Origin of the sequence: Sphingomonas sp., from assembly GCF_019635515.1 — a bacterium.
GTDB lineage: Bacteria > Pseudomonadota > Alphaproteobacteria > Sphingomonadales > Sphingomonadaceae > Sphingomonas.
Genome location: NZ_JAHBZI010000001.1, coordinates 494749 through 508462 on the forward strand (window position 1 = coordinate 494749; position 13714 = coordinate 508462).

Consider the following 13714-nt stretch of genomic DNA (forward strand, 5'->3'; position numbering starts at 1 on the left):
CAGGGGAGGCGGGCATGGGGAGCGGAGAGCCGACGGCGAAGGAGATGCGGCTGGTGATCGGCGCGTCGTCGCTGGGCACCATCTTCGAATGGTATGACTTCTTCATCTGGGGCACGCTGACCACCACCGGCATCCTCGGGCGGACCTTCTTTCCGGCGGATAATCCGGTGCTCGGCGATCTGCTCGCCTGGGCGACCTTCGCGGTGGGGTTCGGTTTCCGGCCATTGGGCGCGGTGCTGTTCGGGTTTCTCGGCGACAGGCTCGGGCGCAAATACACGTTCCTGATCACGATCACGGTGATGGGCCTGGCAACCGCCGGGATCGGGCTGGTGCCGGGCTATGCGGTGGCCGGTGTCGCGGCGCCGGTGCTGATATTGCTGTTGCGCATCGCCCAGGGCCTTGCGCTGGGCGGCGAATATGGCGGGGCGGCGATCTATGTCGCCGAACATTCGCCGGGCAGGCGCGCCGGCTTCCACACCAGCTTCATCCAGGCGAGCGTGGTCGGCGGCTTCATCCTCAGCCTGACCGTCGTGCTGCTGTTCAGGATGGCGCTGAGCGACGTTTGGGACGCATGGGGCTGGCGGGCGCCGTTCGTCTTCTCGGTGGTGCTGCTCGCGGTGTCGCTATGGATGCGGCTGAAGCTTTCCGAGAGCCCGGTGTTCAAATCGATGAAGGAAGCGGGCGAGACCGCGAAGAACCCGTTCGTCGAGAGCTTCACCTATCCCGGCAACTGGAAGCGGCTGTTCGTCGCGCTGTTCGGCATCGCCGCGGGGCTGACGGTGATCTGGTACACGGCGATGTTCTCGGTGCTGTCGTTCCTCCAGCAGCAGATGCATGTCGATGCGACCGCGGCGCAGCTGATCACCGGCGGGTCGGCGCTGGGCGGCCTCGTTTTCTTCATCCTGTTCGGCGCGCTGTCGGACCGGATCGGGCGCAAGAAGCCGATCGTCTGGGGCTATGTGGCGACGCTGGTGCTGCTGTTTCCGATGTTCTGGATCATCGGCAGCGAGGCCAATCCGGCGCTGAGCGCCGCTTCCGCGCGGGCGCCGGTCGTCGTCTCGGGGCCGGAATGCGCCTATGATCCGTTCGCGTCGAAGCAGAAGGACGAATGCGGGCGCGTGCTCGAATATTTCGCCAAGAAGGGCGTCGCCTACACCAAGGCCGAAGCTTCGGCGATCGACGTGACCGTGGGCGGCACGGCGGTGCGCGACACCCGCGCCGCCGGGCTCGACGCGGCGCTGGCGGCGGCGGGCTATGACCTCAAGCCGATCACCCCGCCGGCGAAGAGCATCGCGATCATCATGGCCGCGATCCTGGTGCTGATGGCGCTATCGGGCGCGACCTATGGCCCGGTCGCGGCGCTGCTTTCGGAGATGTTCCCGCCGCGCATCCGCTATTCGTCGATGTCGATCCCCTATCATATCGGCACCGGCTATTTCGGCGGCTTCCTGCCCTTCATCAGCCAGTCGATCGTGGTGAAGACCGGCGATCCCTATTCGGGGCTGTGGTACACATTCGCCGTGGTGGCAGTGGCGCTGGTCGTGACGGTGTGGGGTTTGAAGGAGACGGTGGCGCCCGCATCCGTGGCACGCTAATCGCGCCACCATGTCCGCTCCGCTCCGTCTGCGCCTGAATGGCGATGCGCTTGTCGCCAATTGGCTGCTGCTGGCGCGGCTGAGCGGCAGCGCGGCGTGCGGCGCGGCGGTCAAGGCCGATGGCTATGGGCTGGGCGCGCGGGAGGTCGTGACGCGGCTGGCGGCGGCGGGGTGCCGCGATTTCTTCGTGGCGAACTGGGCCGAGGCGCGGGCGATCGCCGATGTCGGCGTGTCGGTGTCGGTGCTGCACGGGGTGCGCGCGGAGGACATGGCCGGCGCGCGGCCGGCGAACGTGCGGCCGGTGCTGGGCACGATGGATCAGGTGCGGCTGTGGCAGGGTGCCGGCGGCGGCGCGTGCGACGTGATGGTCGATACCGGCATGAACCGGCTGGGGGTCGCGGCGGAAGATGTGAGCGCGCTGGGCGGGCTCGCCATCGACACGCTGATGAGCCACCTCGCTTCGGCGGACGAGGATGTCGCGCTCAACCGGCAGCAACGCGATGCGTTCGCGGCGCTGGCGGGCACCACCAACGCGCGGCGAATGAGCCTCGCCAATTCGGCGGGGATCGGGCTGGGGGCGGCCTATGCCTTCGATCTGACCCGGCCGGGGATCGCGCTTTATGGTGGGAAGCAGCGCGCCGGGCATGATGGCATCGCCCAGGTCGTCACGCCCGAGGCGCAGATCGTCCAGCGTCGGCGGGTGTCTGCCGGAGGGATCGTCGGCTACAACGGAACCTTCACCGCGCCGCGCGACATGGAGGTGGCGATCCTCAATATCGGCTATGCCGACGGCTATCTGCGCTGCTTCTCGGGCAGGGGCATGGCGCGGGTGGACGGCGTCGCGCTGCCGGTGATCGGGCGCGTGTCGATGGACCTGACGGCGATCGACGTGGATTCGATGCCGGGGCTGGCCGAAGGCGACTGGGTGTCGCTCGACTACGCGCTGCCGGAGACTTCGGCGCTGAGCGGACTGTCGCAATATGAGCTGATCACCGGGCTGGGGGCGCGGTTCGATCGGGTTTGGGGGTGAGCCGATCCTCCCCGGTACGGGGAGGTGGCACGCGAAGTGGTGGAGGGGGCTTGCCACAGGCGGTCCGCTCGCGGCGAGCCCCCTCCGTCAGCCTGCGGCTGCCACCTCCCCCTCCGGGGGAGGATTGAAGTAGCGGCTCAATCCCGCGCGATGCACATGGCGATGCCCATGCCGCCGCCGATGCAGAGGGTGGCGAGGCCCTTCTTGGCGTCGCGCTTCTGCATTTCGTAGATCAGAGTCGTCAGCACGCGGGCACCCGAGGCGCCGATCGGGTGGCCGATGGCGATCGCGCCGCCATTGACGTTGACCTTGTCGGGATCGAGGCCGAGCTCCTTGCCGACCGACAGCGCCTGCGCGGCGAAGGCTTCATTGGCTTCGATCAGGTCGAGATCGGCGACGCTCCAGCCTGCCTTCTCCAGCGCCGCCCTGGAGGCGGGGACCGGGCCGATGCCCATGATCGAGGGATCGACGCCGGCCGAGGCCCAGCTCTTGATGACGGCGAGGATCGGGGCGCCGCGCTTTTCGGCTTCCTCGCGGCGCATCACGACCAGCGCGGCGGCGCCGTCGTTGAGGCCCGAGGCGTTGGCGGCGGTGACAGTGCCGTCCTTCTTGAAGGCGGGGCGCAGGCCCGCGACGCCTTCGACGGTGGCGCTGGCGCGGATATATTCGTCATCGGCGACGACGGTGTCGCCCTTGCGGCCCTTGATGGTAACCGGCGCGATCTCGTCCTTGAACTTGCCCGCCGCGCGCGCGGCTTCGGCCTTGTTCTGGCTGGCGACCGCGAACTCGTCCTGCTCGGGCCGGGTGACCTGATATTGCTCGGCGAGGTTCTCGGCGGTGATGCCCATGTGATAGCCGTTGAAGACGTCGGTCAGGCCGTCCTTGATCATCGTGTCGACCAGGCTGAGATCGCCCATCTTGGTGCCCGGGCGCAGCGACTGGGCGTGGGTCGACATCGACATGGATTCCTGGCCGCCCGCGACGACGATATTCGCGTCACCGGTCTTGACCGCCTGATAGGCGAGGGCGACGGCGCGGAGCCCCGAGCCGCAGACCTGCTGGACGCCCCAGGCCGGCACTTCCTTGGGGACGCCCGCGGCCATCGACGCCTGGCGGGCGGGGTTCTGGCCCTGCGCGGCGGTGAGCACCTGGCCGAGGATCACTTCGCTGACTTCCTCGCCCTTTACCCCGGCCTGTTCGAGCGCGGCTTCGATCGCGACGCGGCCAAGCTCGTGCGCGGGGGTGCTGCCAAAGGCGCCGAGGAAGCTGCCGACGGGAGTGCGCTTGGCGGCGGTGATGACGATATCGGACATGGCTCGACTCCGGCTGAAATTCGTTGCGCGTTACCTAGTGTGCGCTGCGGCAATTAGCCAGTCGCGCAGTGGCTCCCACAGTTCGGCCTGCGCACGGCCGCCGACGACCATGCCGACATGGCCGGAGCGGAGGATGCGCTGTGCGGGCAGGCCGGCGGCGCTGGCGGCGGGGACGATGCGGTCGGTCGCGGAGATGAACTCGATCGCCGGGCAGGCGAGGCGCGACGGCGCGATGCGGGTGCCACCGACCCACCAGCGGCCATGGCCGGGACGGTCGGCGGCGAAGAAGCGCTCGAACATCTCCTCGCCGACGGCATAGGTCAGCGGCGCGCCGCCATTCGCCCAATCCTCGAGCGCGACGAAGCCGCGCGCCTGCGGACTGCCGGGCGCCATCGCGGCGAATTTCTCGAACTTGGCGACGGTGCGGGCGGGGTCGAGCTGCCAGAAGCCCGATTGCAGCACTTCCATCGGGACGAGGCCGAGCGCCTGACAGGTGGGCCGCGCCGCTTCCCACTGCGCCGCGATCGCCGCGCGCGCGGGATCGCCGTAACGAACGAAGCGCCAGGGCGCGGCAATTGTCGCCACACCCCGCACCGGGCGCAACGACGCGGCGGCGAGCGCGAGCGTGCCGCCGAGGCAATAGCCGGCGAGCAATGGCGGTTCGCCGAGCGAGTCGATCAACGGCAGCAACAGCCGGGCGATATGATGGTCGAGGCCTTCGCCGCGCGCTTCCGGCCCCGGGCTGCCCCAATCGACCAGCAGCGGGCGCAGGCCCTGCGCCGCCAGCCAGCGGAGCAGCGAATTGTCTTCGGCAAGGTCGAGCACGAAGGGCGGATTGATCAGCGACGGGACGAACACCACCGGCGGACCCGAACCGCCATAGTCGCGCAACCGCGCCCGGCCCGATTCGGCGATGGCCGGCGGCGGCACGCGCTCGGGCGGGCGTTCGGCCTGCTGATAGGCCTTCAAACCGGCCAGCGCCGCCTCTCGCCGCTCCGGCGATGCTGCGGTTTCGCTGCGCAGCAGAGAGAGGAACAGCGGGAGCGGACGCGGCCCTTGTTGCGCTGCGGCATGAAACGATGTTAGGTGGCCTTCAGTCACTGACGGGGTTCCCATGAAGAAAGCAGCGCCTGGCACCGGTCCGGTCATCATCAAGAAGTATGCGAACCGCCGCCTCTACAACACCGAGACCTCGTCCTATATCACGCTCGATCATCTCGCGGCGATGACGCGCGAAGGCCGTGACTTCAAGGTCATCGATGCCAAGACCGAAGACGATATCACGCACAATGTGCTGACCCAGATCATCATGGAAGAGGAAGCGCGCGGATCGCAGATGCTGCCGGTCAATTTCCTGCGCCAGCTGATCTCGCTCTACGGCGATTCGATGCAGGCGATGGTGCCCGGCTATCTCGAAGCCTCGATGGAGAGCTTCCGCCGCAACCAGGAGCAGTTCAAGTCGACGATCGAGGGCGCCTTCGCCAATTCGCCCTTCGCCGAGATGGCCAAGCGCAACATGGCGATGTTCGAAGCGGCTTCGGCGGCGTTCAAGCCGGGCCAGGCCGGGGCCGCTCCCGAGGCGCCGGCGGCACAGGCCGGTGACGATGTCTCGGCGCTGAAGGCGGAACTGGCGCGGCTTCGGGACAAGATCGAGAAGCTGGGGAAGTAAGCCACCGCGGCTCCACTTAGGCACCCGTCACCCTGAACTTGTTTCAGGGGCCAATTCTCCACAAGCAACGGCATCGGTTGTTGCACGTTGGATGCTGAAACAAGTTCAGCATGACGACGCTATATATAGGTTCGTGGCGCCTAACCGCGCGCGCTGCGTGCCCTGAGCCCACCCAGCGCTTCGTCGATCTCGTCGGCGCTCAGCATCTTCTGTTCGATGACGCAGCGCAGGCCGAGGCCGCCAAAGCCGAGATAATCCTGGGCTGTCGCGAAGGCGACGGTCGATTCGCCGCGCACCTCGGCGCCGCGCACGGCGTTGGCGGGCAGCGGCACGATCTCGCCATAGCGCGAGCCCGACGAATCGGCGACGACGCGATCGGACTGATCGACGATGCTGATCCGGGTGCGGGCCCAGTCGCGCTCGCCGAACAGCGACTTGTCGGAGATCATCGCCTGGATGTGGCTCTCCCAGTCGAATTCCAGATAGAAGGCGCCGGCGGGCGCGCCCTCGACGCCGCGGGCGCGGATGCCGGTGACGAGGACCAGCACGGCGCGGTGATCGGACCAGGGGTTTTGCCAGACCTCGTCGGTGAACCAGTCGGTGCTGCGCCAGCTTGCCATCGCCTTGAGGAATTGCGGCGCGTCGGCGAGGTTGGTCTGCTTCACCCGCGCATTCGGGTTCGAACAGAGGATGATGCGGCCCGCGGCATCGGCGACGAAGGCGGTGACGTAATAGGGCGAGGTCGCGGTCAGCAGTTCGAGCCGGGCCTGCGCCGCGGCAAGATTTTCGGGGCCGGGATCGAGCGTGGCGGCGACGATCTCGGCGTCGGAGGCGAGCAGGCGCAGATCGAGGCTGCGGCCATAGATCTGGCGGGTGACGTTGTGGATCAGCGCCTGGGCGAGCTCGACCAGCCGGCTGCCTTCGATCTCGGCGACCATCTCGTCGGCGATGCTGGCGCCCTTGGCGAGCCGCTCGCCGACTTCGGAGCGGAATTCGAGGGACGCGCCGCGCGCCTGCTGGGCCAGCGCCTTCACTTCCTGGGCGACGACCGAGAAGCCGCGCCCGGCTTCGCCGGAGCGGGCGGCCTCGATCGCGGCATTGAGGGCGAGCAGATTGGTCCGCGTCGCGATCTCTTCGCTGGTGGCGGCGTAGCTATCGACTTCCTCGCGGAGGACGGACAGCAGGGATCGGATGCGGCGCGGCATGCGGGCACGCTACGCCGATAATGGTTAACGCACCGTGTTTCAGTCGCTTAGCCCTACGGCTTGACGAACTTCAGCGTCATCCGGTCGCTCTCGCCGATCGCCGTGTATCTGGCGCGGTCGACATCCTTGAGCCGGTAGCTGGGCGGCAGGGTCCAGACGCCGTTGGGCCAGTCGGCGGTGTCCCTGGGATTGGCATTGATCTCGGAGGCGCCGACGAACCTGAACCCCGCCGCTTCGGCGAGGAGGCGGACGGTCGAGACCTTGAGATAGCCGCTGGTCTTCTCGCGCTCGCTGGCGGCGCTTTCGGGCAGGCGGTGATCCTCGATCCCGAGGATGCCGCCCTTTTTGAGCATCGCGAACATCTGGGCGAAGGCTTCCATCGAATAATCCGCGCCCTGGCGCTGATAGCCCATCCGCCAGTTATGGACGTTGCGGAAGGTGAGGACGACATCGGCACTGCCATCGGGCACGCGCGGCTGGCCCTGCGCGGCGGGGAAGGCGGCGACCTGGATATGGCCATAGGTGGCGTGGTCCCCGGCCTGCAGCGCCTGCACCGCCTTGAGCCCGTCCGGCCAGGGCGCCGCCGCGTAATATTTTCCCTTCTTCGCGGTATAGGGCGCGAGGATCTCGGTGTACCAGCCGCCGCCGGGCCAGATCTCGACCACCGTGTCGCCGGGCTTCACCCCGAAGAAGGCGAGCGTTTCGGCGGGGTGGCGATAGGGATCGCGCGCGACGTTCGCCGCCGTGCGCGTCGGCGCGGCGACGCTGGCGTCGAGCGCGGGGCGATAATCGCTGGCGCAGGCGGTGACCGTGGCGAGCGCCAGTAGCGCCAGAGGATGGGCGAAGGTCTGGCGCATCGGTTTTCTCTCCCTAGATATGCCGGCCAAGGTGCGGGGAAACGGACGCTCGATGCAACAGGAATTGTGGACGGGCGTGGGAGTCGCGATGCTGGTCGCGGTGATCGCCGGACTGGGCGAGCGCAAGCGCAAGCGCCGCCGCGACATGGACCGGATCGGATTGATGAACTGGCCGCTGATCCAGGTGCTGGCGCTGTTGACGGCGCTGATCCTGACCAGCCTGGCGCTGCACCTCGGCTAATAAAAGGCGCGCAGCGTGATCGTGCGCTCGCGGCCGTCGCATTCCCGCAGGCGGACGACGCGGCCGGGCGTGCCGACGGTCCAGTCAACCTTGCCATCGGCCTCGACATCCTCGCGGACCGGCTGGCCATCGGCGGCGCAGATGCGCTCGCCCGCGGCGAAGCCGGCCTGTTCGGCGGGCGATCCGCGCATGACGTGCAAAATCCGCAGCGCGCCGTTCGCATAATTGACCAGCAGCCCGCTGGTCGAGCGCAGCGGCGTGCGTTCGGCGGCGGGATCGGGGCGCAGTACCATTCGGCCCGCGCCGGGATCGAGCAGCACGCGATAGCGCATCAGCAACCCGGTGCCGATCCGCCCGGCGGTGCCCGCCATTTGCGAGAAGCCTCCCGCCGCTTCGATGCGCAGCTCCGTCTCGCCGGTGGCGCGGCCGCCAAGCATGATGCCGGGCAGGATCGCCGCGTCGCTGACGAGCGCGCCGCCGGCGCCATAGCCGAGCGTGGTGGTGACGCGGGTGCCGGGCGGGCGGGCCGTGGTCCAGGCTTGCGATGTCAGGGTCAGCGACGAACCGTCGCCGGTATCGACGAGGATCGGGCGCAGGCGGCGGGTGCCAAGGGTGAATTCGGTGACGAAGACGCCGCTGCCGCGAACCTTGGACAAAGGTGCCGTGTCGCCAGTGAAGGGCATGCGGCCGCTGGGCAGGATACGAAAGCGGCGGGCGGGATAGTCGATGTCGATGGCGCAGCAGCCGAGCAGATCGGCGCCGACATAGATTTCGGCCGAAACGCCGGGGATGCCCGCCATATCGGCGACCGCGACGCGCCCGCCGGTGCGGCTCAATCCGCCGAACGCCACGCGCGGGGCCGCGGCGAGGTCGATCGGGATGGCGCCGCCGATCGCGGTCGCGCGCCCGCTTTCGAGATGCTTGAGCCCAAGCGTATCGGCGAAGCCACGCGATACGACGCTGATGCTGATGCCGGTGTCGAGAATGGCGCTGACGTCACGGCCGCCGGCCTGGATCGTGAAGCGGATCTGGTTGCTGGCGGTCAGCTCGAACGGCACCCAGCGCGCTTCGCTATCGGCCGCGAGAACCGGCTCCTGCGTGGCGGCGGCAAGGGCCAGCATGGCGAGCATCGCGCCGCTCAGGCTTCGGATTCACCCGCATGGGTGGTGGCGTTGGTGACGGTCTGGTCGTGCCCGCTCTTGTCGCTGAAGAACGCGGCGGCGAACAGCCCGCAGCCCAGCATCATCGACACGAACACGCCGCCGATCGTGGCGAGCACCGCCGAGGGATAGAGCGCGTCGTAGAGCGAGAGATACCAGAGCGACGCGACCACCATCAGCACGCCGGCGATGGCGATCCAGACGAGCATGCGCCGAAACTCGCTCCATGCCTTGGCGCGGTCGAAGGCGGGCGGAGCGACAGGCTGGTTTTCCATGGTGCCGATATGGTCCTTGCGGCGCGCGGCTTCAATGCTCGAGTGCACGATTCTCCTGGCTCCAGACGCGCAGATTGGCGCGCGCTTCCTGGACGAAGGCCGAGCGGCGGACGAGGCCGAGAAGGCTCTCGGCGATCCAGCGCCCGGGATTGCGCAGGGGGCGGCGGAACTGGATCGCGAGCACGATCCGCGTGCCCGACGTGTCGTTCCACACCTCATGATCGCGGGTATCGTCGAATATCAGGGTCTCGCCCTCGGCCCAGCGCACCACCCGGTCTTCGAGGCGCATCCGGGCATCGCCGTCGCGCGGGATGATCAGGCCGAGATGGCAGGTGATCAGCCCCTTGGTGACGCCGCGATGCGGCGGAATGTGCGTGCCCGGCGCGAGGATCGAAAAGAAGGCGCTGTTGAGCCCCGGAATGCCCTCGACCAGCGACGCGGTGACCGGGCAGCGATGGATATTCTCGGGGACCGAATAGCCATATCCCCACAGGAAGCAGGATCGCCACTTGGCGGGGTGGGCGATGGCGCGGTGATCGGGGGAAATCGCGGCGAGGGGCGGGGTGGCATCGGGCGCGAGCGCGGCGGCCAGCGCCTCGTCGCGGATCGCCTGCCAGTTCTCGCGCAATTGCTGGGTCCAGGCGAAATCGCGGACATCGAGCACGGCCTCGTCGGGCACCAGCGAAGACGCCGCGATCAGCCGGTCGAAGCCGCCGCGCAGATGCTTGCCGTATCTGATCAGCAGCGGCCGGCTGCGCGCGGCGGCGAGCGGCGCGTCATCGGCGCGCTCGTCTGCTTCGCGCTCCAACGCGCCGCCGGCAATGGATTCGGCCTTCACTGGAACATCCCTGTACGCACAAACGGAATCGCCCCCCGTCCGGCGACTCCGGGTTAGGCGGGGGCTGGGTCCAAAACATGGCCGCATCGGGCCATTTGGGGGCAATCCCGTACACCTGCGCGAAAGGTGAGCGCTGGCATGGGAGGGCGTTCCCCACTAGATGAGGCCGCATGCCCCCTATCAAGCGCTTGCCGCATTTCGCCTTCCTTGCCCTCATCACGCTCGCCGCGCCGGCCGCGCTTCAGGCGCAGACCGCGCCCCAAAGCGCCGCCCAGCCGGCGCCGCGCCCGGTCCAGACCGCCGAGGATCCCTGGCTCTACAAGGGCAGCGACCTCGTTCATGACGACGCGTGGAAATTCGGCCGCCTTCCCAATGGCGTGCGCTATGCGGTGCGCAAGAACGGCGTGCCGCCGGGGCAGGTCTCGGTGCGGGTGCGGATCGATGCCGGATCGCTGATGGAGCGAGATAGCGAGCGCGGCTTCGCCCATCTGCTCGAGCATCTGAGCTTTCGCGGATCGGTCCATGTGCCCGACGGCGAATCGAAGCGGATCTGGCAGCGTCTCGGCGTGACCTTCGGATCGGATTCGAACGCCAGCACCACCTTTACCGCGACCACCTACAAGCTCGATCTGCCGATGGCGACGACGACCGGGCTGGACGAGAGCATGAAGATCCTGTCGGGCATGATGACCGGCCCGGCGATCACGCCGGCGGCGCTGACCGCCGAGCGCCCGGTGGTGCTCGCCGAGCAGCGCGAGCAGCCGGGGCCGCAGGTGCGGATGCAGGACGCGCAGCTCGACCTGATCTTCGCCGGCCAGCCGCTCGCCCAGCGCGAGCCGATCGGCACCGTCGAGACGCTGAACGGCGCGACCGCCGAGACCGTCCAGGCGTTCCACGACCGCTGGTATCGTCCCGAGCGGGCGGTGGTGATCGTCATCGGCGACATGGATCCGGCGATCCTCGAACAGATGGTCGTCAAGCATTTCTCGGACTGGAAGGGCGTGGGCCCGGCGCCCGAGACCCCCGATTTCGGCAAGCCGAGCACCGGCCATCCGGTCGCCGCGAGCATCGTCGAATCGGCGATTCCACCGATCGTCATGATGAGCACGCTGCGCCCGTGGACGGTCTTCGCCGACACGGTGATCTTCAACCAGAAGCGGATGATCGACCTAGTCGCGATCCGCATCATCAACCGCCGGCTTGAGACGCGCGCGCGGACCGGCGGGACCTTCATCGCCGCCGGTGCCGATCTTTCGGACATCGCGCGTTCGGCCAATGTCACCACGGTGCAGGTCCTGCCGGCAGGCGAGGACTGGGAAGCGGCGCTGCGCGATGTGCGCGGGGTGATCGCCGACGCGCAGGAAACCCCGCCGACCCAGGCCGAGATCGACCGTGAGGTCGCCGAGATCGAAGCCGCGTTCAAGCAGCGCATCAACACCGCGCCGGTCGAGGCCGGCGCAAAGATCGCCGAGGACCTCGCCGAGGCGGTCGACATCAATGAGACCGTTACGACGCCCGAAGCCAGCTACGACATCCTGAAGGGCGCGATCGAAGGCAAGTTCTTCACGCCCGAGAATGTGCTCGCCGCGTCCAAGCGCGTCTTCGAGGGCACCGCGACCCGCGCGCTGGTCAATATCCACGCGCCCGACGCGAAGGTGCTAACCAAGGTGACGGCGGCGCTATCGGCCAATGTCACGGCGGCCGGCAACCGCAAGTTCGTCGGGGATGTCAGCTTCGACGCGCTGCCCAAGCTCGGCGCCCCGGGCGTGGTGGCGCTGCGCCAGACGGTGCTGCCCCTGGTGCAGATCGATCAGGTCACCTTCTCCAACGGCGTCAAGCTGCTGATGCGGCAGGATCAGTCGGAGACGGGCAAGGTCTATGTCCGCGTCCGCTTCGGTGGCGGGCTCAACGCGCTGCCCGCCAATCGCCAGACCCCGGCCTGGGCCGGCGAACCGGCGCTGATGGCAAGCGGCATCGGCAGCTATGGCCAGGAAGAGCTCGACGCGCTCACCGGGCGACGCCAGATCGGCGCCGATTTCTCGATCGACGACGACGCTTTCGTGCTGAGCGCACAGACCACCAAGGACGATCTGTCCGATCAGCTCAAGCTGTTCGCCACCAAGCTGGCGGCGCCGGGCTGGGATCCCAATCCGGTGCTGCGCGCCCGTGCAGGCATCCTATCGGGCTATGCCGGACTATCGGCTTCGCCGGATGCGGTGTTGTCGCGCGATCTGGACGCGTTGCTCCATTCGAACGATCCGCGCTGGGGTATCCCGCCGCGTGCGACGATCGATGCGATCACTCCCGAAGCGTTCCGCAAATTCTGGGAGCCCTTGCTCGCGAGCGGGCCGATCGAGGTCTCGGTGTTTGGCGACATGGACGCCAACGCCACTGTCGACGCCGTTGCCGCCACCTTTGGCGCGCTCGCGCCGCGTCCGGCGAGCACCGCCGCCGCGCCGCCGGTCAAATTTCCCGCGCATGTCGCCAAGCCGGTGATCCGCACGCATACCGGCAAGCCGGATCAGGCCGCGGCGGTGATCGCCTGGCCGACCGGTGGCGGCAGCGCCGGCATCACCGAGAGCCGCAAGCTCGAACTGCTCGCCGCGATCATGCGCGACCGGCTGCTCGATCAGCTGCGCAGCCAGGCCGGGATCAGCTATTCGCCCACCGTCGCCAGCCAATGGCCGGTCGGCATGGCCTCGGGCGGCAAGCTCATCGCGCTCGGCATGGTGCCGGCCGACAAGACCGATTATTTCTTCAAGCTGTCGCGCGAGATCGCCGCCGATCTCGTCGCCAAGCCGGTCGATGCCGATGAACTCGAGCGCGCGCTGACCCCGCTCAAGCAATTGCTGATGCGCCAGTCGAGCGGCAACATGTTCTGGATGCGGCTGGTCGAGGGCGGCACGCGCGATCCGGCGCGGATCGAGGCGGTCAACACGCTGGGGCAGGACATCGCCCTGACGACGCCTGCGGAAATCCAGGCGCTGGCGGTGAAATATCTCCGCCCCGACAAGGACTGGACGCTGGCGATCGTGCCGGAAGCGGCCAAGCCGGCGAAGGCGGCCAAGGCCAAGAAGTAGCAGCTTGGCGGAATGCCGCCCGCGCGGTTAGGCTTGCCGGTGTGGAACCGGAGAGTTGCGCGCATGGCATTTAACCGGATCGGCTGCGCCATATTGGTGGTCGTCGTTGCGCCACTGGCGCTGCTGTCCTCGTGCCCGCGGCCAGCGTGGAATCAATCGAGCCTGAAGGCGATCAAGGCCGAGTCGGACATGCTGATGACCACCTATCCGGTCCATCCGGTCGATCGTTCGACCGAGGTGCCCCAGGACAAGTGGCCGCCGGCCATCGCCAGGCTCGAGCCATATTCCGTGACCGTCTTCGATTGGGGTGTCGAGATCTCGACCAGGCCGGGTTTTGACGGTGGCTGGGGCTATGGCGTCCCGCGCAGCGGCAAGAAGACGGACCTGTCGATGCTCCCTGAGTGCTGGTCGGAAGTAAGCCCGGGCCTGTTCTGGCACGGGCCCTGCTGAT

Annotated in this window: 13 protein-coding genes; 6 read left to right on the plus strand and 7 right to left on the minus strand. The window is 68.1% G+C overall.

Translation table 11 applies throughout. The annotated features are described in order from the left end of the window. Nucleotides 1-14: 14 nt before the first annotated feature. Nucleotides 15-1595, plus strand: coding sequence for an MFS transporter (locus tag KF730_RS02530; RefSeq protein ID WP_294092036.1), 1581 nt, complete (start codon nt 15-17; stop codon nt 1593-1595). 10 nt (nt 1596-1605) lie between these two features. Beyond that, nucleotides 1606-2625 carry an alanine racemase gene (alr, locus tag KF730_RS02535; RefSeq protein ID WP_294092037.1) on the plus strand — a complete coding sequence of 340 codons (1020 nt, stop codon included), beginning with the start codon at nt 1606-1608 and terminating at the stop codon, nt 2623-2625. Between the two features lie 137 nt (nt 2626-2762). Here alr and KF730_RS02540 read toward each other — a convergent pair whose 3' ends face one another. Together KF730_RS02540 and KF730_RS02545 are read right to left on the minus strand one after the other, a co-directional pair. After that, a complete protein-coding gene (locus tag KF730_RS02540; RefSeq protein ID WP_294092038.1) occupies nt 2763-3938 on the minus strand; it encodes an acetyl-CoA C-acetyltransferase in 1176 nt (391 codons plus the stop codon). A gap of 30 nt (nt 3939-3968) precedes the next feature. After that, on the minus strand, nt 3969-5039 hold the full coding sequence (locus KF730_RS02545; RefSeq protein ID WP_294092039.1) for an alpha/beta fold hydrolase: 1071 nt from the start codon (nt 5037-5039) through the stop codon (nt 3969-3971). Nucleotides 5040-5052: 13 nt separating this feature from the next. Here KF730_RS02545 and phaR point away from each other — a divergent pair, with 13 nt between their 5' ends. Then, entirely contained in the window at nt 5053-5607 is a 555-nt protein-coding gene (gene phaR / locus KF730_RS02550; RefSeq protein ID WP_294092041.1) for a polyhydroxyalkanoate synthesis repressor PhaR, read from the plus strand. 140 nt (nt 5608-5747) lie between these two features. Here the strand turns inward: phaR and KF730_RS02555 are convergent, their stop codons facing one another. Together KF730_RS02555 and KF730_RS02560 are read right to left on the minus strand one after the other, a co-directional pair. Continuing rightward, the gene (locus KF730_RS02555; protein WP_294092042.1) at nt 5748-6812 is read right to left on the minus strand and encodes a methyl-accepting chemotaxis protein; all 1065 of its coding nucleotides are present in this window, start codon (nt 6810-6812) and stop codon (nt 5748-5750) included. Nucleotides 6813-6865: 53 nt separating this feature from the next. Next, nucleotides 6866-7669: a methyltransferase domain-containing protein gene (locus KF730_RS02560; protein ID WP_294092043.1), complete on the minus strand. Its 804-nt coding sequence runs from the start codon at nt 7667-7669 to the stop codon at nt 6866-6868. Between the two features lie 52 nt (nt 7670-7721). Here KF730_RS02560 and KF730_RS02565 point away from each other — a divergent pair, with 52 nt between their 5' ends. Next, a complete protein-coding gene (locus tag KF730_RS02565) occupies nt 7722-7910 on the plus strand; it encodes a hypothetical protein (RefSeq protein WP_294092044.1) in 189 nt (62 codons plus the stop codon). Here the strand turns inward: KF730_RS02565 and KF730_RS02570 are convergent. The 3 genes from KF730_RS02570 to KF730_RS02580 are packed head-to-tail and all read right to left on the minus strand — an operon-like array spanning nt 7907 to nt 10183. After that, a complete protein-coding gene (locus tag KF730_RS02570) occupies nt 7907-9040 on the minus strand; it encodes an aspartyl protease family protein (RefSeq protein WP_294092045.1) in 1134 nt (377 codons plus the stop codon). The two genes, KF730_RS02565 and KF730_RS02570, sit on opposite strands and share 4 nt — an antisense overlap. 8 nt (nt 9041-9048) lie before the next feature. After that, the gene (locus tag KF730_RS02575) at nt 9049-9393 is read right to left on the minus strand and encodes a hypothetical protein (protein ID WP_294092046.1); all 345 of its coding nucleotides are present in this window, start codon (nt 9391-9393) and stop codon (nt 9049-9051) included. After that, entirely contained in the window at nt 9377-10183 is an 807-nt protein-coding gene (locus tag KF730_RS02580) for an aspartyl/asparaginyl beta-hydroxylase domain-containing protein (RefSeq protein ID WP_294092047.1), read from the minus strand. The genes KF730_RS02575 and KF730_RS02580 overlap by 17 nt, the downstream gene beginning before the upstream one ends. A gap of 170 nt (nt 10184-10353) precedes the next feature. Between KF730_RS02580 and KF730_RS02585 the strand changes: the two genes are divergently transcribed. Both KF730_RS02585 and KF730_RS02590 read left to right on the plus strand, forming a co-directional pair. After that, a complete protein-coding gene (locus tag KF730_RS02585; RefSeq protein WP_294092048.1) occupies nt 10354-13263 on the plus strand; it encodes a M16 family metallopeptidase in 2910 nt (969 codons plus the stop codon). 63 nt (nt 13264-13326) lie between these two features. After that, on the plus strand, nt 13327-13713 hold the full coding sequence (locus KF730_RS02590) for a hypothetical protein (RefSeq protein WP_294092049.1): 387 nt from the start codon (nt 13327-13329) through the stop codon (nt 13711-13713). The last annotated feature ends 1 nt before the right edge of the window (nt 13714 follow it).